This is a genomic window from Mucilaginibacter arboris (assembly GCF_009754915.1).
Lineage (GTDB): Bacteria > Bacteroidota > Bacteroidia > Sphingobacteriales > Sphingobacteriaceae > Mucilaginibacter_A > Mucilaginibacter_A arboris.
The window spans coordinates 214,110-235,012 of record NZ_WPIK01000006.1; the positions used below are offsets into that span (position 1 = coordinate 214,110).

Genomic DNA, 20,903 nt, shown 5'->3' on the forward strand with positions numbered 1-20,903 from the left:
TCAATATAGACATTAGTATTGATAATTTTTTTTGCAGCAATCTACCAAATACAGATGAAATTTAAAAAACAAGGAGAATTCTTAAATAAATTTTCCTCATTTTATACAATTACAAAAAGCTTAATTTTTAGAAAAACAGGAGCTATTTTTACAAGTAAGATGTGGCATGTTTATAGCCGGGGTATGGGCAGCAAGGGGCCTCAAATTTTAACCTGATCTGAAAAAGAAATGCTGGAATTAGAAACCACCCTGACGAATGTTCTCAATCTGTTAATCTTTTTAAAAAAACTAAAATTATGCTAATTGCCCTGGAAGTTGTTGTTTTGTTTGCAGCTATTATAGTACCATTGATCCCTGCAAAAAAAAGCGCACACAATTAAAATTACCATTTTTACAAACCAAAGGGAGCTGCGTTAATCTGGCTCCCTTTTTTGTTTTATTTGCCATTATACTTTTATGCTGCTAAAAGAAGTATTGTTTTTGGTTTGAGAGACTTTTAAAACGAAAAATACTATTGCAGAAGTAAGTATTACAGACATTTTGCAGGCACTTAAAGCTGTTATCCAAAGCAATGATGAAGATTTGCACATTTGCTATAATGAGGAAGCAGATGTAATGTGTGTTGTATGTTTCGGTCCCCTCAATACCTGCAGATGGATAGTGGAATGGGAAGATGAAATCCTACTATAAAAACGGCGAAGTTATCGGACTTACAGTAACTCATTTTAGTGAACGTTAACAGTGGGAACCTTTTTCTTAAAAATATCAATTTTTTTTTTGTTAAAAACAGCATTAAAGATTACTGGATACCTGTTTATCGATACTATTCTTACTCAAAAGCTTCATTATCTTTTTTTCTGTAAGCGGATCATTTGCTCCTAAACAGTTTCCGGATTCTACAATATCACCGTTTTTATTTAGTAGCATATGAAACGGTATGCCATTAATATGAAATGCTTTTTGCAATGCTAATGATTGTCGTTTATCGCTGTAGTACTGAATGCCACTTAAATTAAGCTTAGATAAGGTAAATTTCCAGGTATTAGGTTCAGAATCTAGGCATATATAAATGAAAGCAATGTTTTCTTTTCTAAGTTTCTGTTGTAATTTGTTAGAAGCTGGCATTTCTTTCTTACACGGAGCACACCAGGTTGCCCAAAAATCAACATAAACTACTTTTCCCTTATTTGCTTTACGGATTGAGTCAATAATTCCCTCGGCAGCTGTCCCGGCAATATTTCTTAATGTAGCATTTGTATTTAAATGCACATTTTTAAAATCATTTTGCACATTAGCATAATGTGTTTGTAATGGCTGTTTTATAAAAGCTTGTAAATTAGGTTCAATTAAATTTCTATTCTTATTATAAAAATCTAAATCGTTTATATTAAGCCTTGAATCTAAAATGCTACCTAAAACTACTTGTTTAAATAAATCATTTCCAATAAGCTGTTGGTTAACACCATTAATTAATTTGTCTAAAGTGAACGTCTTCTGTTTTCTTAAAATATATTCACCTAAATATCGATTAGGTAATTCATAGTATCCTGAATTTAATACAGAAGATTTAGTAACATTATTTAAATCAGCCATGTTATAATATCCTTTTGGAGCAACCCAATCAGAAAGCTGTATATCTTTATAATAACAATACCTGTACGGGAAATTTAAAAGAGCCGAATAATACTGGATGTTGATATAGTTTTTTATCCATTCTGTTGTTTCCTGGTTTGGATTTGCGGAAGCAGAAAACTCATCCAGTTTTTTGTACATTTCTGATTTGAGATTCTCACAATATGCTTTGTAATTATTAACATCAGTATATGGAAGCTGATACTTGTCGTAGTCGGAGTAGTACTGGTTTGTGTATTTATTAATATCAGTATTTGTCTTCGAGCCATCACCAGAAAACTTGACTGAACTCATATTATTCAAATCAATGTCGATATGAATACTGTCTCCCGGATGTGCTATAAAAGTTCCTACAATATTATCCAGTTTAACGTCTTCCGCAATAAACTGATCAAAAATTATTTTAAATGAGCCATTGCTATCGATATGTCCGATGTGATTGGCCGACCTACCACTATAATCTACAAGTTCTAATGTGTAATTTTTAATGTTAGGACTTGCTTGCATGTTAATTACTTTGCCGCACACAATTGTTTTTTTAGCCGCGTTATCAGGTGTTTTACCGCAACCAAATAGTAAGTAGGTAACTAAAAAAGTGCCGATTGCTTTGGTAAAGATTCTCATACCATACTGTTTTACAGATGACAATGTAAACAATATATTATGCAAACAATGATTTTAAATATACAAAACAGATGATTAGAATCCTTTTAGACTTGTTCTATTAATAAAAATTCGATAGCTCGAATTTGCAATCCATAAAATATTAATTGCTATAATTTATCCTGCTAAAAGAAGCATCAATTTATGGTTCTTTCGGCGCATCTTTAATCGGTTGCACCGGCTGTTCCTCATTTTGATAATACTCGGCCGGATTATCAGTTTTGGCTTTTGCATCATCCTCGTGGTAGGTTTTATCTTCTTTGCGCAGCTTGCTTTTGTGGCCTTCATCTACTCCGGGAAAAGTTTTATCATCCGAAGGCGAAGGTTTTTGATGTGAATTTGCTTTTTCCATGATGCTGTTTTTATCTACCTAAAACTGTTAGCGCCGCAAATAGTTCTGCCAGAAAACAGTTTCTACAGCTTGTTAATATTTGTTAAACTTTAAAGGAAGTTTTTGAGTATGATGAAATTAAAATAGATATTGTTTTACCTTTGAACGGGCTTTTTCTATTTTCGCAAAAAGGTTTGGGCTATGTTGGAAGAATTTGAAGCAAGCGCTTCGACTAAAAAAACAAAAACGATTTACATTTCCACGGTAATCAGCATTGCTATGGTACTGCTGATGATGGGTTTATTGGGGTTGATCCTGGTACATGCCCACAACTTGTCGCGTTATGTTAAAGAAAATATTGTGCTGAATATAATTGTAGATGATGCCGCAAAAGAAACAGATATTTTACAACTGCAAAAACAGCTGGACATAAACCCGCAGGTAAAACAAACGCAATACATCACCAAAGAACTTGCCGCCCGAAACCTGCAAAAAGATATGGGCGAAGATTTTATCAAGTTTTTGGGCTACAATCCGCTGCTTTCTTCCATCGATGTTTACCTCAAGGCCGATTTTGCCAATAACGCCAATATTACGAAGTTTAAAGCAGAACTTGTTAAAAATCCACTGGTAAAAGAAGTAATCTACCAGCAATCTTTGGTTGATCTGATGAACGAAAAAATCTATTCCATCAGTATGGTTATCCTTGCTTTTGCCGGTATTTTCCTGATTGTTTCGGTAGCTTTAATCAACAATACCATTAGCCTCGCTATTTACTCGCAGCGGTTTTTAATTAAATCGATGCAATTAGTTGGCGCAACTAAAGGTTTTATCCGCTGGCCTTATGTTGGTTTCGCATTGTTGCATGGTTTGCTTGGCGGCTTTATTGCCATTATCCTTTTGGTAGGTTTATTATATTTAGGCTACCGCGAAGTGCCCGATTTAATCCTTTTAAGAAATTATTACGAGTTCGGCATTATCTTTTTAGGTATTATTGGCCTGGGCATGTTTATTTCTGGCTTCAGTACCTTTTTGGCAGTCAACAAATTTTTACGTTTAAAATTATACGATTTATACAGATAATTATGGCATTAAAACACACCCAGACAGACACTAAACCTGTCCAATTTGTATTTGGTAAAAGCAACTACCGCTGGCTGCTAATCAGCATGGCCATTGTTGTAATTGGCTTTATGCTGATGATTGGCGATACCGATATTTATGATTTCCGTAAGATTGTATTATCTCCTATTGTGGTGTTAGCTGGCTTTGGGGTTGGTTTTTACGCAATCTTAAAAAAGCCTGACCATAAAGCATGAACCTGATCCAAACCATCATTCTGGCTATTATTGAAGGTATTACAGAATTTTTACCCGTTTCTTCTACCGGCCACATGGTTATTGCCAGTGCTTTTATGGGCATCGGTAAAAACGATTTTGTTAAATTGTTTGAGGTTTGCATACAGTTAGGCGCTATACTTTCTGTTGTTGTTCTCTACTTAAAACGTTTTTTTCGTTCTATCGATTTTTACTTAAAGCTTGTTGTCGGCGTCATTCCGGCCGTTATTGTTGGCGTTCTGTTTAAAAAGAGGATTGACGTACTGCTTGAAAGCCCGTTAGTTGTAGCCGTGATGCTTGTTTTAGGTGGTATAATTTTGCTTTTTGTAGATGAATGGTTTAACAAACCTGCTATCGATAAAGAAAAGGAAATCGATTATCCAACTGCATTTAAAGTTGGTATATTTCAATGTCTGGCGGTTATTCCGGGTGTTTCCCGTTCTGCAGCTACTATTGTTGGTGGCATGAGCCAAAAACTTTCCCGTAAGGCAGCAGCAGAATTTTCGTTCTTTCTTGCTGTACCAACTATGTTTGGCGCAACCGTGAAAGAACTTTGGGATTATCATAAACATCATGCACAAATGTTCGACGGCGATCAGCTTAAATATTTGCTGATTGGTAATGTTATTGCTTTTGTGGTAGCCATGCTCGCCATTAAAACTTTCATTACTTACCTGGAAAAAAAAGGTTTTAAAGTTTTTGGTTTCTACCGGATCCTTGCCGGATTGGTGCTGATTGCTTTGTATTATACTGGTCATCTAACTGCATGATTAAAAAATATTGTGTAAAAGAAGTATCTTTAAATGATGAATGAAGTTTTTTTTCTGGTTGAAGAAGCAATAGAAGGTGGTTATACAGCTCATGCTTTAGGTGAACCTATATTTACAGAAGCAGAAACATTGGATGAACTAAAATCAGAAATCCGCGAAGCTGTTCATTGTCATTTTGAGGAAGATCAAATGCCCAAAATTATTCGTTTACACATGGTTAAAGAAGAAATTTTACTTGTTTAAAATACAATATTGAAACTGCGAAGAGATTTATCCTCCAAAGAACTTATAAAAATTCTATCTAAATTCGGATACAAAATCAGCAGGCAAAAAGGCAGTCATATTCGGCTAACCAGAGTAACAATAACTGGTTCTCATCACGTTACAATCCCAGATCATAACCCCACTAAAATTAGGGACACTTTCAGAAATATTAAATCAGGTAAGTGCACATTTAGGAATCAGTAAAGAAGACCTTTTAAACTGATGCTTATAAATTACCTTTTTGCAATTAATTATATCTTTGAAAGATTTAACATTATTACATTTTGCCCGATAAAAACAGCATCTTCAAAAACTTTAACTTCCCCGAAGGAGAACTGCTCCTCGTCAACAAACCTTATAACTGGACGAGTTTTGATGTGGTTGGTAAAATCCGCAACTCGATGAAACCATTAAAACTAAAAGTTGGCCATGCCGGAACGTTAGATCCATTGGCAACCGGCTTGCTGATTGTTTGTACCGGAAAGCTCACCAAACAAATTGATACTTTCCAGGCAGAAGAAAAAGAATATACCGGAACAATGGTTTTAGGTGCAACAACGCCTTCTTACGATCTGGAAACGATAGTTGACCAAACTTTTTCTTTAGACGGAATTACCGAAAACCAGATCAAAGCAAATTGCCAAGCTTTTTTGGGCGCAATTGACCAGTTTCCGCCAGCACATTCGGCCATCAAAATAAATGGGGAACGTTTGTATGAGAAAGCGCGCCGTGGCGAAGAAGTGGAACGCCAAAGTCGAAAAGTAACCATCAGCGAATTTGAAATTACCAGAATAGCATTACCTGAAATTGATTTCCGTGTAGTTTGCAGCAAAGGCACTTATATCCGTTCTTTGGTGCACGATTTTGGCGCGGCGCTTAACAACGGTGCTTTTCTTTCCAAATTAACCCGCACCAGAAGCGGTGGTTTTAAGTTGGAAAATGCTTATGAAGTAATGGAACTGGTAAATCATATCCGTTCTCAAAAAACGGAAATTGCACCTGCTGGTTGATACTTCTTTTATAGTATAATAATTTCGACAGGCTCATTATCTATTTTTAGTGCATAAAAACAGCATGCAGATTTACCACGATATTCAGGAGTTTAAGCCGCTGCAAAACGCCGTTGTTACCATCGGTACTTTTGATGGCGTACATCTCGGGCATCGTAAAATAATTTCACGTTTACAGGAAGTAGCCAGGCAAACCGGCGGCGAAACAGTTATTTTAACTTTTTTTCCGCACCCGCGGATGATTTTGCATCCGGAAGACCAAAACCTGAAACTGATTTCTACCATTCAGGAAAAAGCAGCATTGCTGGCTGGTTTAGGCATCGATCATCTCATTATCACGCCTTTTTCGCGTGATTTTTCCAATCTTTCTGCCGAAGAATATATCCGGGAAATACTGGTAAACCGGATAGGGACCAAAAAAATTGTAATTGGATATGACCATCGTTTTGGGAAAGACCGAACCGGCGGATTAGCAGAACTGCAAAAATTTGCACCGGTTTATAATTACGAGGTAGAAGAAATTCCGGAACAGGATGTAAACGAAGTAGCGGTAAGTTCCAGCCGGATCAGAGAAGCTTTATTGCAAGGAAATAGCAGTTTGGCCAATCAGTTCCTGGGCTATGCTTTTTTTATCACTGGAAAAGTGATACGCGGCGATCAGATTGGCCGGACTTTAGGTTATCCAACCGCTAATTTGTTTGTAGAAGAAAGTTATAAACTGATTCCTGCGGATGGAATTTATGCGGTCGAGGTAAGAGCGGTGAGCGGTGAGCGAAGAGAGGAAAATCACGAAGAAAAAAACACGCTTACCGCTCCTGATTCCACGATCCCCGCTCCTCACTCTTCACTCCTAAAAGGCATGGCTTACATCGGTCACCGGCCAACAATTAATGGCATGACACGAAACATTGAAGTGAACATTTTTGATTTTAACAGCGATATTTACAACCAAACCTTACAAATGAGTTTTCATGCCTTTATCCGGCATGATATTAAATTTGCCGGGCTGGAAGAACTGACCGCACAATTAGGCCGCGATAAAGAAAGCGTGCTTGCCTACTTTTACCGATAAAAAAAGTAACTTCCAATCAAAATTAATGCTTTGGAAAAACTGGACCTCGATAAACAAGAAAGTGAATTTTTAGACGAAACCATTGGCCATTGGCAAACACAAGGTTTAATTGATGAACAAACCGCTGCAAACCTGCGCAACAGTTATGATGTAAAAGGTTTCGACTGGAAACGCCTGGCACAATACTCCTTTTGGGTAGCTTTATTTTGTGGATTGATTGCCATTGCTTCGTTAATTATTGATGATAAAGTAATCCGCTGGTTAAAGCAGTTGTACAATACACCTGATATTCTGATCAGTTTATTTTCGGGAATATTAGCTGCATTTTTATTTTTAAGAGGACATCGGCTTAAAAAAACCTCTCCGCAAAAAGTATTTAGCAACGAAGCTGTTATTTTTCTTGGCATTCTGTTTACCGCCAATTGCATTGCTTATTTAGGCAAAACTTTTGATAATGGTTCCGGACATTACTCACTACTGTTTTTACTGTCGGTTTTTGTGTATGGTTTTATTGCTTACAAACTTAACTCACATTTGATCTGGCTTTTTGCTTTAATTTCCTTAGGAAGCTGGTTTGGTACAGAAACCGGTTACCAAACAGATTGGCGGCATTATTTCCTCGGTATGAACTATCCGTTACGCTTCGTTGTTTTCGGTGCTATACTGGTAGCTTTTTGCTTTGTGCTGAGAAAAAAGCGCTGGCTGGAATACTTTCGCGAGTTTACTTACATTGTTGGTATGGCTTACCTTTTTTGCTCGCTCTGGCTGCTTTCCATTTTTGGCAATTTTGGTACGATAAACGACTGGCTCCGGGTAAAACAAATTACTTTATTTTATTGGGCGCTCATTGCCATTGCCGTTTCCATAGCTTTTGTTCTATATGGATTGAAAAAGAAAGATGAAGGTGCCCGAGAGTTTGGAATTACTTTCCTCCTGATAAACGTTTACACGCGTTACACCGAATACTTGTGGGACAATATTAACAAAACATTATTCTTTGCCATTCTTGGATTATCGTTTTGGCTGATTGGAAGAAAGGCTGAGAAGATCTGGAATTTGGATAGTTTGAAAACAAAAGAGGAATGAAAAAATTACCCGTACTGTTTTTATGCCTGTTTTTTGTTGTTGCCATTCTCAGCCAGAAATTATTCCGGTAAAACTTCAGGCTGAAGAATTGGAAGTGATTAAATATACTTTTCCAAATAATGACCCCATTCCTTGGAAGATTCTGGAAGCTCCTAAATTTCCACCTAAAGGTTTCCATCAAACTAAGGGACAAAGAGAAAGATTTAAAAAAGCAATAGATAGCATCAAGAGAAATAAATCTGAAAGACTAATCTGGTTTGTTAAAGATACTTTGTTCAACCCCACAAATTTCAGTTCAGGCAACAAATATTATCATGATCCAAGAATCAAATTAGATACAACTTTCTTCAACTTAGAAAAAAAGTTATTTACAATTAAATATCCAAAACAAGCTGCAAAATTAGACGGACTAATGTTTGGAAATTATGTTTTCGCATCTGCTGATTCGATCAGAAAATTAAAAAAGGTTCCGAAACGTTACATTGCCATATCCAGGGTTGTATTTAACTCAAATCATACAAAAGCATGTTACTATGTTTCTTACTCTTACCCAGAAGTTTATGCAGGAAATGGTGATATGCTTTATGTTGAAAAAAAGCAAGGCAAATGGTTTTTATTGTATATTAAACCTTACTGGACATCGTAACGATATAATTAATTACAATTTGGCCCTCAAAAAAACTTATGGGATTTATTGAAAAGATTTGGAACCCGGATAGTTTAACTAAAGGGGAGAGAAATGTGAGGAAGTTGATGATACTGTTTTTATGCCTCTTTTTTTACGGATGCAATTCTAAACCGAAAATCATCCAAATAAAACTTCAGCCTGAAGAATTGGAAGTGATAAAATATACTTTTCCTGATGCAACTTGTTGTTATCTGATGGAGAAGGAACATCCCACTTTTAAGTATAATTTCAAAGAAAGCAGAGAAGCGACAAACAAAAGATATAAAAAATGGGCAGATAGCACATACCAACAACTGTCTGAAAAACTAATTTACTATGTTAACGATACTTTGTACAACCCAAAAGAAATGGGTTTAAAAGTAAGATATTATCCAAAAATTAAAGATGATCCATCTTTGCTAAAATTAGAAAAGAAGCTTTTTACAGAAGAATATCCAAAACAAGCTATCAGATTAAAAGGATTAACTATCGGAAACTATTTATTTAAGTCTGCTGATTCTATCGAACATTTAAATAGAAATTCACTACAAAAAGTTATTTTATCGAGAGTGGTGTTTAACTCTAATCATACTAAAGCATGTTATTACATTTCACAACGTTTTCCAGAAAATCATTGGGCAAATGGAGAAATCATTCATGTGGAGAAAAAACAAGGCAAATGGTTTTTATTGTACCGTAAACCTTACTGGATTACTTAATGTAAGTTTAAATCATAAAAGAAGCATAACAGAGCAATCTGTCATGCTTTTTTTATGCCTATAATTTCGGTAAAACTAAACCGTTTGAGGCACAGTCAATCCTAATACTTTGCTGGTTTCTTCTCTTAGTTTTCCGGCGAGTTCGGCATCTTTACCTAAAGCTTTACCGTAAGATGGGATCATTTCTTTCAGTTTGCTTTGCCATTCCGGCGTATTGATTTTATCCTTGAAACAACGCTTTAACAGATCAAGCATAATAGAAACCGCCGTTGATGCTCCGGGCGAAGCACCTAACAAAGCTGCAATACTGCCATCGGCGGCGCTTACCACTTCGGTTCCAAATTCTAAAACGCCTCCTTTTACCGGATCATTTTTGATTACCTGCACACGCTGTCCGGCAACTTCCAGCTCCCAATCTTCCATTTTTGCTGTTGGCAGATATTCTTTTAAAGCATTTAAACGGTCTTCCGGCGATTGCCTTACCTGGTCAATTAAATACTTGGTTAACGGAAGATTCTTAATCCCCGCAGCCATCATCGGTAAAATATTATTGGTTTTGATAGATAAAATCAAATCTAAATAAGAGCCTGTTTTTAAAAATTTGGTCGAAAAACCAGCATAAGGCCCAAACAGCAATTCTCTTTTGCCCTCAATCATCCGTGTATCTAAATGCGGAACAGACATTGGCGGCGCGCCTACAGAAGCTTTTCCGTAAACTTTTGCCTGGTGTTTTTTAATCACTTCCGGGTTAACGCATCTCAGCCATTGCCCGCTAACCGGAAATCCGCCAAAACCTTTTCCTTCCGGAATTCCTGATCTTTCTAATAAAGGCAAGGAACCGCCGCCGGCACCAATAAATACAAATTTTGCGTTTACTTTTTTGCTTTCGCCTGTTGCACGGTTTTTTACCCTAATTGCCCACGTTCCATTTTTATTTTTTCTGAGCGTTAAAACATTATGGCTAAATTGCAATTGAACGCCATCCATCGTTTTAAGCTTGTTAAACATCGCTTTGGTTAAGGCACCGAAGTTTACATCCGTACCAATTTCCATGCGTGTGGCAGCTACTTTTTCGTTCGGATTGCGGCCATCCATTACCAGCGGCATCCAATCTTGCAGTTGCTTTTTATCTTCCGAATAAACCATCTCCTTAAACAAATGGTTTTTGGTAAGCGCCTGATGCCTTTTGCGCAAATATTCCACGTTTTTTTCGCCCCAAACAAAGCTCATGTGTGGAATGCTCCTGATAAAACTTGGCGGGTCAGGCAAAAAGTTTTGTTCAACCAAAAAACTCCAGAACTGTTTGGACTCTTCAAACGATTCGGCAATTTTAACCGCTTTATAGGTTTCGATCGAACCATCTTTCAGTTCGGGCGTATAATTTAATTCACAAAAAGCAGAGTGGCCGGTTCCGGCATTGTTCCAGGCGTCAGAACTTTCTGCCGCAGCACGGTCAAGCCGTTCAAAAATTTGTATCGTTAAGTTTGGGTCCAGTTCTTTAAGCATTACGCCAAGCGTTGCACTCATAATACCGGCACCAATTAAAATTACATCCGTATTTTCAGAAGTATTTCCAGATTTATTCATCGTATTTTTTGAAGAAAGCAAAGATACATTCAAAATTTAAAAGCAAAGGCGCGAAAAATAACCGAACAGAATTTGATTTGCAAATGACGCCCTGTTTTCAAGTTTTCTTAAGCTAAACAAAATAAAGGATTATTTGATTTAACGCAACTTACAGATTTATCATACTGTTTTTATGCACTAAAAATAGGGAATCAGCTTGCCGAATTATTGTATGATAAAAGAAGCATTATCCTTTTGTTTGAACATATATAGCTGGTTTTTATTGTTCATAGACATCTTATAACGTAATAATTTTATAAATCTTAAACAGGATTATATAAAATGGTGTGTACGAATCAGAATAATTTTGTGTTGATATGAAGAAAGCAAAACTCTCCCTTAAACTAATCCCTCTGCTGCTGCTGATAATAATAAAAGTTAAAGCGCAGCAGCACAATATGGCAGACATGAAAGGTATGGAAATGAACGATACCAGCAGCATGAAAATGCAGATGAACAGCGGTTATTCTTTAAACCTGCCCATGAACCGCGATGGTTCCGGAACTGCCTGGCTCCCTGATGCAGCACCAATGTATGGAATTATGCTGAACTCCGGAAAATGGATGTATATGCTGCATGGCAATATTGCACCCCGTTTTACCAGTCAGGATTTTACTAATAAAGGTTCACGAGGTGCAAATAAACTGGATGCGCCGAACTGGTTTATGGCGATGGGACAGCGGCAGGTTGGACAAAAAGGCTTGTTCCATTTTAACGTAATGCTTTCTGCGGATTATTTTACAGAAGGCGGAAATGGTTATCCACTGTTATTTCAAACCGGAGAAAGTTGGAAAAATGTGCCTTTGGTTGATCGCCAGCATCCGCATGATCTGTTTTCTGAGCTGGCTGCCAGTTATTCCTACAGCTTCAACAAAAAAACTGATTTGAGCTTTTATATCGGTTATCCCGGCGAACCTGCATTGGGTTCAACAGCTTTCATGCATCGGCCTTCTGCGCTTTCTAACCCGGACGCACCGATTGGCCATCACTGGAACGATGGCACACATATTACATTCGGTGTAGCAACTTTAGGTTTACGTTTGTATAAATTTAAGATTGAAGGTTCTTCCTTTACGGGAAGGGAACCGGACGAGAACCGGCTGGATTTTGACAAACCCAAATTTGATTCCTGGAGCGGCCGCTTATCTTACAACCCGTCAAAAAACTGGGCTTTGGAGGTTTCTCATGGATTTATAAAAAGTCCAGAGCTGCTTCATCCGGATGAAAACGTAAACCGGACTATTGCTTCTGCCATTTACAGCAAGCCTTTTGCAGGAAAACAATTTTTAAACGTTACTGCATTATGGGGATTGAATAAATACAAAAACCAGGATGGCCAGAACACGGCTTTGCTGGAAGCAGATTATCGCTTAAAAAAACTGGATTTATATACCCGATACGAGTGGGTACAAAAATCGCGTGAGGAACTGAACCTGGATGAGAATTTATACGGAGAAGATACACTTTTTCCGGTTAATGCTTTAACTTTTGGATTGAATTACGATTTGTTTCATATCGGTAAAATCCGTGTTGCAGCAGGCGGACAGCTTTCCTGGTATCATACCAATAATCGTTTAGATAATTTGTACGGTAAAAATCCTTATGCAGGCGAAGTTTTTCTGCGGATTTATCCTTCGTTAATGAAGATGAAGTAATGCAAAAAGCTGATTATTTCCTTCCGGTTTTATTGTTAGCAGGCGTAATTCTCAGCGTAAAAACAAAAAAACTTACTTTGTCTGCTGCTTTAACCGCTGCCTTGCTTGGCGTTTGCTTATACCTGGGTGCCGGTTATTACGGAATATTGATGGCCGCCGTACTTTTTCTGTTATCCGCCCTGGCTACTGCCAATAAATTGACGCTAAAAGAAGCATTGGGCGCAGCCGAAAAAAACAAAGGCCAGCGCAGAACCGCACAAGTTTTAGCCAATGTTGGTGCAGCCGGATTGTTTGGTTTGCTATGCTTCTTTTATCCAACAAAAATTAATTTATTCAGGTTGATGATGGCTGCAAGTTTAGCTTCTGCTGCTGCAGATACCATTTCATCGGAGATGGGAACAGTTTACGGAAAACGGTTTTATAACATCATCACGTTAAAAAAAGACCAAAAAGGACTGGACGGCGTAATCAGCCTGAAAGGAACATTGTTTGGCCTGGCAGCAAGCATTATCATTGCTGCTATTTACGCTTTTAGCTTTGGCTGGACGATCAATTTTTGGTGGATTGTTATTGCCGGAACAATTGGTAACTTTGCAGATTCTGTTCTCGGCGCTACTTTAGAGCGAAAACATTATTTAGGCAACAATGCCGTTAATTTTTTGAATACAGTTGTTGCTGCGGTTGTTGCAATGCTGTTATCCTCTTTTTCCAACTGAAATCAATTTATATAGCCATATTATTATTTTAAAAGCACTAAGAGATATAAATAACCTTTAATTCGACTTTATTTACTCATCCGAAACTTGTAAACCGTAACATAAGCTTTTACATTTGAGTAATGATTGAAAGCATTCGGCACAAAGGGTTAAAACTTTTTTGGGAAAAAGGCGATTCTTCTAAACTACCGGCTGCACATATTACAAAAATCAGGCTTATTTTAATCTTATTACACAATGCAAAGCTTGTTGAAGACGTTAATTTTCCGGGTTCTGCCCTGCATGCTTTAAAAGGGAGCCTTACCGGTTTTTGGGCAATAAAAGTTTCAGGAAATTATCGTATTATCTTTCGTTTTGTTGATGAAAATATTCTTGATATTGATTACGTAGATTATCATTGAGGAGAAACAAATTATGTTAAAACAAGGAATGCCGCCCGTCCATCCGGGAGAAGTATTAAAAGGTTTATACCTTGACCCGTTAGAAGTAACGATTACACAAGCTTCTATAAATTTAGGCGTATCACGACGCACTTTATCCTTACTGGTAAACGGAAGAATGGGAATAAGTGCAGAAATGGCTTTACGCTTATCAGAAGCACTTAATACTACTCCAGAACTTTGGCTAAATATGCAACAAAGCTATGATTTATGGCAGGCTAAACAAAACCGTTCAAAAGTACAAGTGCAGATGATGCGAAAAAAAGATTTGCAGGTTAATTCCAGCTACTAAAAACTTCTTTGAAGAAAATAATCACCATGAAAACCTTTTTTATCCTGCTATTATTTACGCTATCAGGAGAGATAACCGTAGCACAATTGGTAACCGTAGCACAATTTCCGTCGCCTACAGGTAGTGCTGCGGATGCTTCAAAAAACAAAAAAATACGTATTTGCACACCAAGCAGGGCAGGTTTGATCGGGCAGGAATCTTTATATGTAATTAAATCGCATGGTAAAGAAATAATGGGTAACCAGTTAAACTCCCTTGATCCGCAGGCTATTAAATCCATCCATGTATCGAAGGATTCTAAAGATACTGAAAAATACGGCCAGGCAGGCAAATATGGCGTAGTAGAAATTACACTTGATGATGAAAAATATCCAAATGCTTATAAAACGGTCCAAATAGATTCTGTTAAAAAGAATAATTAGCTTTAATGTAGCTACCTTAGGTAACAACTATTATAGACCTTTTTAATGAAATATCTACTCTCATTTCTTCTCCTTCTCTATTTTCTTCCTTCCCAAGCACAACTTACTTCCGGCCTTACCCAGAAACCCGATACCAGTTATACCAATTACAGTGCGTTTCAATCTACAAGAAAAAAATATCCCAATATTATACTGGTAAAAGAAGCATCATTACCAGGCGTTCAGGAAAAACGCAACCTGGTTTATTGTAGTTTAAAGAACCGGAACTTGTACCTCGATGCTTTTTATCCGAAAGCCGGAAAAAGAAAACTTCCTGCTATTTTAATTATTTTTGGCGGCGGCTGGCGTTCCGGAAACCGCGCACAACAAATTCCGCTTGCCCAACGGCTGGCCTCAAAAGGTTATGTTTGTTTTACTGCCGATTACCGGCTTTCTACCGAAGCACTTTATCCGGCTGCCGTTTATGATTTAAAATCAGCCTTGCGCTGGATGCACGCTAACGCAACAAAATTTAATATTGATACTACTAAAATTGCTGTTTTAGGTTTTTCTGCCGGAGGAGAACTGGCTGCCTTGTTAGGTACAACCCGACAAAATCCAGCTTTTGAAGGTTCTGATCCTTGTAATAATCAAGCTTCCAGTAATGTAAATGCTGTGGTTGATATTGATGGGATACTTTCTTTCGTTCACCCGGAATCCGGAGAAGGAAACGATACAAAATCTATTTCGGCTTCTACTTACTGGTTTGGTTATACCAAAATGAACAATTTTAACCTGCTAAAAGAAGCATCGCCTTTAACACACGTTGGTAAAAACACGCCGCCGTTTTTATTTCTGAACAGTTCTGTTGATCGGATGCATGCCGGACGTGATGATTTCCGGAAGATATTAGACGAGTACCATATTTATTCTGAAGTTCATTCCTTTCCAGATTCGCCACATGGATTTTGTATGTTTGAACCTTGGTTTACGCCAACTGTAGATTATATTGTTGGGTTTTTGGGGAAGGTGCTTTGAGGAGAAGCAGTAGAAGTTGTTTAAACTTTTAGGGCTCCGTTTAAACCTGCACAGGAAGCATCGACACCAAGAACCAAAACCTAAAGATTAACATTTTTAGGTGATAAAAGAAGCATCGGCCCAAAAAATCAAAACCGGAGCATTAAGGCCTGTTTAAAATTTATTCCGTAACTTTTGTGTGCCCCTTTTTTTGGCTAAAGCCGTTCCCTGCGTTTCTACCACCACGGCCCGAAGGCAGTGGCAATTTTAAAGCGTGTTTTTTACAACAGATCTTTGTTTACTAATGCTGAATTGGCCCTGTGCGGACAGGACGTATAGTCAGGTTCAAATTCCGGTTGCCACGGCCTTCAGGCCGTGGACAAAGGATAACAGGCAACCGGCTTTAGCCAAAAAACCAAAAACACAAAAAATGATGGCATCAAAGAAGCATCAAAAAAAGACAAAATTTGAACAGGCCCTAACATTTTCAGGTGATAAAAGAAGCATCAACCTAAAAAACCAAAACCCCATGATTAAGATTTTTAGGTGGTAAAAGAAGCATTAATTCAAAAAACAGGGGCAGAAAAAAGTTTAAACAACTTCGTAGTTTAAAAACAATGTTCAGCGAAGTTTTAATATTGCATTTCCACTTTTTTGCCAATAAGCAAGATCAACAATTGCTTCTGCCGTAAAATTTACGGCTTCCATATATCATCCAAATTAACCTTTGTTACTTCACCGGCCTCCATTTGTTCAATAGACTTTTTTAAATGATCAGCATTGGCAGATGTTGATAGTAAGTATTTCGTGTCATCTACCTCATCGCTTTTATACTCTACGTACAAAGCATCTAAAAAAAGCCGGATAGCAGTGTCCTGATCAGTATTAGCAGTATGTATTGTTATGGTTGCCATAGTAACAAATATATGTAATTCGATTTGCAGTTAGAGTACTTTTCCTTGTCGTATTTCTTACCGAAGTTATGTTGTAAACTTAGAGGTTGTTTAAACTTTTTGGGGCCATTTAAATTTGGTTCTTCGGCATGCCCAGGTTTAGTGCCCATGCTTCTTTTACCGGGTAAAATTGGTGTTTACATTTAATCACTAAAGACCTATAAGGTTTTGAAAACCTTATAGGTCTTTAGTGATTTTTAGGCGATAAAAGAAGCATCGGCCCCAAAAAAGAGGGCCAGAAAAAAAGTTTAAACAACTTCTTAATTAAAGTGATTTTAAATCATGGTTGCAAAGGTTTTTTGAGGGGAAAACGTAGTTTCCTATAACATCATTTAAAAAACTACATTTATAGTGTTTAAATTATCAATCCAAGTAAATGTTAAAAACGCCACCTGATACATCAACAGAGAACCAACCTCTAAAACAAGCAAATGCCAGTGATCATTTAGCAAATGAAAGAACTTTTCTGGCTTGGATAAGGACCAGCATTGCCATTATGGGATTTGGCTTTGTTGTAGTAAAGTTTACGCTTTTTATCAGGCAATTATCTTATGCTTTAGGCGATAAAAATCCTGCCATTGCTGGCAAAGGTTACTCTTCTGTTATCGGGATACTCCTGGTTGCCGTAGGTGCAATTTTAGCATTATTAGCTTATATCAGATATAGAAATATTGAACAACAGCTGAACGGTAAAAAGTATTATCCTTCGTTCTGGCTTTCGCTTGTGTTAACAATTGCATTAGTTGTTGTCAGCATCCTTTTGATTTGGTATTTATTGCCCAGCATTACGTTTTAAACGTACCGGATTGATAAACTATGTTATTGATTTTTTAACCTTAAAACAATACATACTTCTTTTATCCCATCAATTCCTTCATCAATTTATCAAATGCTTCTTTTAGCCCGATATAATTTTGTTCTAATTGCGTAACACGTGCTTCCAGTTCGCTTACCGATCTGCGTGCCGGTTCCTGCGGCGTTTCTTCTTCCTCAAACTCAATTTCCCCGCCTAAAAGATGCGCAAAACGGACTTCTTTTTGTCCGCTGCGGCGCGGTAATTGTTTTACAAAAGGTATTTCAGGCTGAGAAAGCTTTTCTAAAACCGATTGTACTTCTTCTATCGACCCAAATTCATACAACCTGCCCGAATTGGTGTTGAGTTCGCCCGGCGTTTGCGGACCGCGTAAAATTAATAAACAGATAATTGCAACTTCAGCAGGAACAACCGGAAAAACGATGGCAAAGCTATGTTTGTACTTTACGGAACGGATAGAACCGCCGGTTGCAGTAGAAACCAAGCCTTTTTTCTTTAATAAATTTAAAGCTAAAACCACCGTTTCTTCATCATAATCTACCACAGGTTTTCGCGATGATTTCTGGTTGCAAGCAATAGTTAAGCTGTTTAAAGTCATGGGATAATAATCGGGCGTGGTTTTGCTTTTTTCCATCAAAACGCCCAGAACGCGCAGTTCTTCGGGAGATAATACAGGCAAAGTAGTAGGTGAATCCATTTTTTAAAAGTAATGATCTGTTTGATCGTACAAAACCCAAGTTTCAATTTTTATCCAAATTCAATTTTTAGGACGATAAAAACAGCATTGCCCATTCACTTTTTCTTCCTCAAACACAAAAACTACCTTTCTTTTTTTGTGTTCAATTTAAAAGAAGTTTTATGTCGATAGAAGATAAAAACATACCCGAACAGCAAAAAGGGAACCAGGTAGATGTTATACACGAGGAAACTTTAAAAAGCCGGGAAGAAGCTGAAAAACTTTTTGAAACAGTAAAAAAAAGGCTGCTTAATATTTCCCATTGGGGAGAAATTGCCAGCGGTTTTTCGTCCGGGTTTCAATTAACCAATAGCAATGGTTTGGAAGTTGACCGGCCGGCACAGGAAGGCGATTGTTTTAAAATCCATATCCCTGCACCCGGGCCGGATAGTGGCAACGGAGATGACTGGGTGAAAATAGAAGCCATTCAGGATGAAACAGATCAAGCGGCTGATGTACAGGTTGTTTCTATCCGCGTACGGCCTTCTTCCAATCCTCAAAACCCTAATCAGAATGTAGCACATTTTTTTCATGAAGATGCCACCAGTACGTTTATAGTGAAGCGAAAAGGAAATACCGTAAGCGCAGAAGTACATAGCCGCAATGAAGTTCCGAACCTGAAAGCAAACAGGTTTTGGGATACCATCAGGCATACAGTTGTTGCCTTGGGCGCAATACTTGGTTTTTCAAACCACCAGTGGAAAAACCTGGTTGAAGGGTTGATCGAGCCAAAAAAAGACAGCTAAAAGAAGCATCAGAAAAGGACGGTTTATTTTAAAAAACCCTTTTCTTTTTCAGGTTGCTTTTGCACGCCAACTTCTACCAGTTCGTGCTCCTCTTCTACCGTTTCTGTTTTAGTGGCATAATTTAATTTCCTGAAACGCCAGATGGCAAAAGCAGGTTCCTGGTAACGGCCAATCAGCTTAAAATATTTAGGGAAATTGTGCACTTCTTCCAGCAAAACACCGGTTACAATCCCTTTATTGTCTAGAATTTCGCGGATGGTATATTCTTTATCTTTAGTGACCCAGATTTCAAAATCCTTGCGTATTTCTTCTGCCTTTTCCGGATCAATTGTAGCATTAATGCAAATTACTTTGTCGCCTGGTTTCATTGTTTATTTTTTGTTCCGCCATACAAAGTTATTGGTTCGTCTTATTATTCCCGCTATTTTTATGTCGATTTTTATCGCATAAAAACAGCATTGATTTTAAACGCTAGCTAAATGCGGTACAACCTTTTCTATCGCTATAAAATCTTCTTTGGGCGAATCGCAGGTTGGGCATTGATAAGTAACCAGATCTGTAAAATTAGTTCCTGCAGATATGCTGTTCAGTTCATCTCCCCAAAATTGATCGTAAATAGTGAGGCAGTTTTTGCATTGATAAACGAAGTATATTGCTGCATCCGCAGATATTTCCTCCGCAATAATTTCATTTAATGCTGATAAATTATGATCATTTTGCAACTCATAATAATAGTTGCATAAAGCGATCAACTCAGGGCCAAGCTGTTCTTCCTGCAAATTGATTTTATAAACAACAAATTCTTTAGTGTTTGGATTGAAGTCCCGCGTATGCAAAATTTCAAAAAGCGCCTGTTCCTGGTCAGAAGTACTTAGTAGCTTTCGAATAATAACAGAACCGAACAAGCCAGATTTAAGATGTGTTTTTATGGCGAAACAAAGCCGGTAAGTGCGCAAATCGGCTTCTTCAAACTGCCTGACCAGTTCCTGTTTTAAACGCAAACCTTCGGCACACAAATTTTCCAGTTGCCAGTTTAATTCGTTGGAAGCATGACGAACATTTATTCTGTATTGATCCAGGATTTTTCCCCAATATTTACGGTCTGCCGGTTCAATTCCTTTAACAACCAATGATTTCCAAGGTGTAATATGCAATTGGCCGATGCGGGTTTTCAAACAGATTTTACAAATATCTTTTAAAAGATCGATGCTAAAAGATTCATTCCGGCGGTAAATCCCCAGCCAAAGTTTATTGTTTCCATAACGGTTAAACCCTTCGTAATAAGGTAATTGAAAGTCTGGCAGTTTTAATTGCTGTTGAATCGGCTGGATGGCCATGCTGTTTTTAGCAGCTGTTTTTTCGTAAAGCAACTCGGCATTAATATTTTGCTGATCATAAAACAAATTTTTGTTCTCCAATATCTGTCTTTCAATATTTTTACTGATTTCGGAAATATCTTCCGAATAAATTAATGAAGGCCAGCAATACAACTGGTTTGTTTTGGGAAAACGGACATACAAGAACCAGTAATTGCTAACTTCCGAAGAAACAAAATTTAAATTGCCGGTAAAAAACGGAACAAAAGTTTGGTTGCTGCCAATCAGGTTAATTTTAAGTTTTGGGCGGAAATAAAATAAATCAAAAATATCTTTAAAAACGCCTTCGCTCAACCAATTTGGATTATCAAAAATATCATCAGTAACGTACGAACTCATGATATTTGGATATTCATCTGAATCCATTTCATAATGAATATCGGCCATTAGCAATTCATGGTTCAAATCGTCCAGCTGTGCTTCTTTTACCTTAAAAAAAAGCTGCTGCCGGTTACCAAAAACAATATCAGTTGCACCAGATTTTTCAGCAATATTTAAAGCTTCCTGCAAATCTCCGGGAGAAATAATTCCGCCTGACAAATTAATCTTCATCGTAAATTCGGTAGCATTTTCCATCGTT

The 20,903-nt window shown here is 37.5% G+C and carries 25 protein-coding genes; 18 read left to right on the forward strand and 7 right to left on the reverse strand.

Annotated elements, in window-relative coordinates:
• Positions 1 to 792: 792 nt before the first annotated feature.
• Positions 793 to 2,256, reverse strand: a complete 1,464-nt coding sequence (locus tag GO621_RS08460; RefSeq protein WP_157565996.1) for a TlpA family protein disulfide reductase — start codon at positions 2,254 to 2,256, stop codon at positions 793 to 795.
• Positions 2,257 to 2,437: 181 nt separating this feature from the next.
• Positions 2,438 to 2,647, reverse strand: a complete 210-nt coding sequence (locus GO621_RS08465) for a hypothetical protein (RefSeq protein ID WP_157565997.1) — start codon at positions 2,645 to 2,647, stop codon at positions 2,438 to 2,440.
• A gap of 183 nt (positions 2,648 to 2,830) precedes the next feature.
• On the opposite strand from GO621_RS08465, the gene GO621_RS08470 reads away from it, so the two are divergent.
• The 10 genes from GO621_RS08470 (at position 2,831) to GO621_RS08515 (ending at position 9,551) form a co-directional block, all read left to right on the forward strand.
• The gene (locus GO621_RS08470; protein ID WP_157566100.1) at positions 2,831 to 3,709 is read left to right on the forward strand and encodes a cell division protein FtsX; all 879 of its coding nucleotides are present in this window, start codon (positions 2,831 to 2,833) and stop codon (positions 3,707 to 3,709) included.
• A gap of 2 nt (positions 3,710 to 3,711) precedes the next feature.
• Positions 3,712 to 3,945, forward strand: a complete 234-nt coding sequence (locus GO621_RS08475; RefSeq protein ID WP_157565999.1) for a DUF3098 domain-containing protein — start codon at positions 3,712 to 3,714, stop codon at positions 3,943 to 3,945.
• Positions 3,942 to 4,733: an undecaprenyl-diphosphate phosphatase gene (locus tag GO621_RS08480; protein ID WP_157566001.1), complete on the forward strand. Its 792-nt coding sequence runs from the start codon at positions 3,942 to 3,944 to the stop codon at positions 4,731 to 4,733. The genes GO621_RS08475 and GO621_RS08480 overlap by 4 nt, the downstream gene beginning before the upstream one ends.
• A 33-nt stretch (positions 4,734 to 4,766) precedes the next feature.
• Positions 4,767 to 4,976 carry a 2-oxoisovalerate dehydrogenase gene (locus tag GO621_RS08485; protein WP_232335613.1) on the forward strand — a complete coding sequence of 70 codons (210 nt, stop codon included), beginning with the start codon at positions 4,767 to 4,769 and terminating at the stop codon, positions 4,974 to 4,976.
• 9 nt (positions 4,977 to 4,985) lie between these two features.
• Positions 4,986 to 5,201 carry a type II toxin-antitoxin system HicA family toxin gene (locus tag GO621_RS19380; protein ID WP_198170182.1) on the forward strand — a complete coding sequence of 72 codons (216 nt, stop codon included), beginning with the start codon at positions 4,986 to 4,988 and terminating at the stop codon, positions 5,199 to 5,201.
• 80 nt (positions 5,202 to 5,281) lie between these two features.
• Positions 5,282 to 6,007 carry a tRNA pseudouridine(55) synthase TruB gene (truB, locus tag GO621_RS08495; RefSeq protein ID WP_157566003.1) on the forward strand — a complete coding sequence of 242 codons (726 nt, stop codon included), beginning with the start codon at positions 5,282 to 5,284 and terminating at the stop codon, positions 6,005 to 6,007.
• Between the two features lie 64 nt (positions 6,008 to 6,071).
• Positions 6,072 to 7,079 (forward strand): bifunctional riboflavin kinase/FAD synthetase, encoded by a 1,008-nt coding sequence (locus tag GO621_RS08500; RefSeq protein ID WP_157566005.1) that lies wholly within the window; start codon positions 6,072 to 6,074, stop codon positions 7,077 to 7,079.
• A 30-nt stretch (positions 7,080 to 7,109) separates the two neighbouring features.
• Complete coding sequence (locus GO621_RS08505) at positions 7,110 to 8,165, forward strand: DUF2157 domain-containing protein (RefSeq protein ID WP_157566007.1); 1,056 nt, start codon at positions 7,110 to 7,112, stop codon at positions 8,163 to 8,165.
• 22 nt (positions 8,166 to 8,187) lie between these two features.
• A complete protein-coding gene (locus GO621_RS08510) occupies positions 8,188 to 8,811 on the forward strand; it encodes a hypothetical protein (RefSeq protein ID WP_157566008.1) in 624 nt (207 codons plus the stop codon).
• Positions 8,812 to 8,849: 38 nt separating this feature from the next.
• Positions 8,850 to 9,551 (forward strand): hypothetical protein, encoded by a 702-nt coding sequence (locus GO621_RS08515; RefSeq protein ID WP_198170183.1) that lies wholly within the window; start codon positions 8,850 to 8,852, stop codon positions 9,549 to 9,551.
• 75 nt (positions 9,552 to 9,626) lie between these two features.
• Here GO621_RS08515 and GO621_RS08520 read toward each other — a convergent pair whose 3' ends face one another.
• The gene (locus tag GO621_RS08520) at positions 9,627 to 11,138 is read right to left on the reverse strand and encodes a malate:quinone oxidoreductase (protein ID WP_157566012.1); all 1,512 of its coding nucleotides are present in this window, start codon (positions 11,136 to 11,138) and stop codon (positions 9,627 to 9,629) included.
• 356 nt (positions 11,139 to 11,494) lie between these two features.
• Here GO621_RS08520 and GO621_RS08525 point away from each other — a divergent pair, with 356 nt between their 5' ends.
• The 6 genes from GO621_RS08525 to GO621_RS08550 all read left to right on the forward strand — a co-directional run bounded on the left by GO621_RS08525 (position 11,495) and on the right by GO621_RS08550 (position 15,719).
• Positions 11,495 to 12,832 carry a hypothetical protein gene (locus GO621_RS08525; protein ID WP_157566014.1) on the forward strand — a complete coding sequence of 446 codons (1,338 nt, stop codon included), beginning with the start codon at positions 11,495 to 11,497 and terminating at the stop codon, positions 12,830 to 12,832.
• The gene (locus GO621_RS08530; RefSeq protein ID WP_157566016.1) at positions 12,832 to 13,548 is read left to right on the forward strand and encodes a DUF92 domain-containing protein; all 717 of its coding nucleotides are present in this window, start codon (positions 12,832 to 12,834) and stop codon (positions 13,546 to 13,548) included. The genes GO621_RS08525 and GO621_RS08530 overlap by 1 nt, the downstream gene beginning before the upstream one ends.
• Before the next feature lie 122 nt (positions 13,549 to 13,670).
• Positions 13,671 to 13,949, forward strand: a complete 279-nt coding sequence (locus GO621_RS08535; protein WP_157566018.1) for a type II toxin-antitoxin system RelE/ParE family toxin — start codon at positions 13,671 to 13,673, stop codon at positions 13,947 to 13,949.
• A 13-nt stretch (positions 13,950 to 13,962) separates the two neighbouring features.
• A complete protein-coding gene (locus GO621_RS08540) occupies positions 13,963 to 14,280 on the forward strand; it encodes a HigA family addiction module antitoxin (RefSeq protein ID WP_157566021.1) in 318 nt (105 codons plus the stop codon).
• 26 nt (positions 14,281 to 14,306) lie between these two features.
• Positions 14,307 to 14,702 carry a hypothetical protein gene (locus GO621_RS08545; RefSeq protein ID WP_157566023.1) on the forward strand — a complete coding sequence of 132 codons (396 nt, stop codon included), beginning with the start codon at positions 14,307 to 14,309 and terminating at the stop codon, positions 14,700 to 14,702.
• A gap of 45 nt (positions 14,703 to 14,747) precedes the next feature.
• Positions 14,748 to 15,719, forward strand: coding sequence for an alpha/beta hydrolase (locus GO621_RS08550; protein ID WP_157566025.1), 972 nt, complete (start codon positions 14,748 to 14,750; stop codon positions 15,717 to 15,719).
• A 674-nt stretch (positions 15,720 to 16,393) separates the two neighbouring features.
• Here GO621_RS08550 and GO621_RS08555 read toward each other — a convergent pair.
• Entirely contained in the window at positions 16,394 to 16,612 is a 219-nt protein-coding gene (locus GO621_RS08555) for a type II toxin-antitoxin system Phd/YefM family antitoxin (protein WP_157566028.1), read from the reverse strand.
• Positions 16,613 to 17,027: 415 nt separating this feature from the next.
• Between GO621_RS08555 and GO621_RS08560 the strand changes: the two genes are divergently transcribed.
• Positions 17,028 to 17,447, forward strand: a complete 420-nt coding sequence (locus tag GO621_RS08560) for a YidH family protein (RefSeq protein ID WP_157566030.1) — start codon at positions 17,028 to 17,030, stop codon at positions 17,445 to 17,447.
• Between the two features lie 61 nt (positions 17,448 to 17,508).
• On the opposite strand, the gene GO621_RS08565 is transcribed toward GO621_RS08560, so the two are convergent.
• Complete coding sequence (locus GO621_RS08565) at positions 17,509 to 18,162, reverse strand: YceH family protein (protein WP_157566032.1); 654 nt, start codon at positions 18,160 to 18,162, stop codon at positions 17,509 to 17,511.
• Positions 18,163 to 18,323: 161 nt separating this feature from the next.
• Between GO621_RS08565 and GO621_RS08570 the strand changes: the two genes are divergently transcribed.
• A complete protein-coding gene (locus GO621_RS08570; RefSeq protein WP_157566035.1) occupies positions 18,324 to 18,947 on the forward strand; it encodes a hypothetical protein in 624 nt (207 codons plus the stop codon).
• Between the two features lie 23 nt (positions 18,948 to 18,970).
• Here GO621_RS08570 and GO621_RS08575 read toward each other — a convergent pair whose 3' ends face one another.
• Both GO621_RS08575 and GO621_RS08580 read right to left on the reverse strand, forming a co-directional pair.
• Positions 18,971 to 19,315 carry a hypothetical protein gene (locus GO621_RS08575; protein WP_157566037.1) on the reverse strand — a complete coding sequence of 115 codons (345 nt, stop codon included), beginning with the start codon at positions 19,313 to 19,315 and terminating at the stop codon, positions 18,971 to 18,973.
• Positions 19,316 to 19,411: 96 nt separating this feature from the next.
• Positions 19,412 to 20,899, reverse strand: a complete 1,488-nt coding sequence (locus GO621_RS08580; protein ID WP_157566039.1) for a rubredoxin domain-containing protein — start codon at positions 20,897 to 20,899, stop codon at positions 19,412 to 19,414.
• Between the last annotated feature and the right edge of the window lie 4 nt (positions 20,900 to 20,903).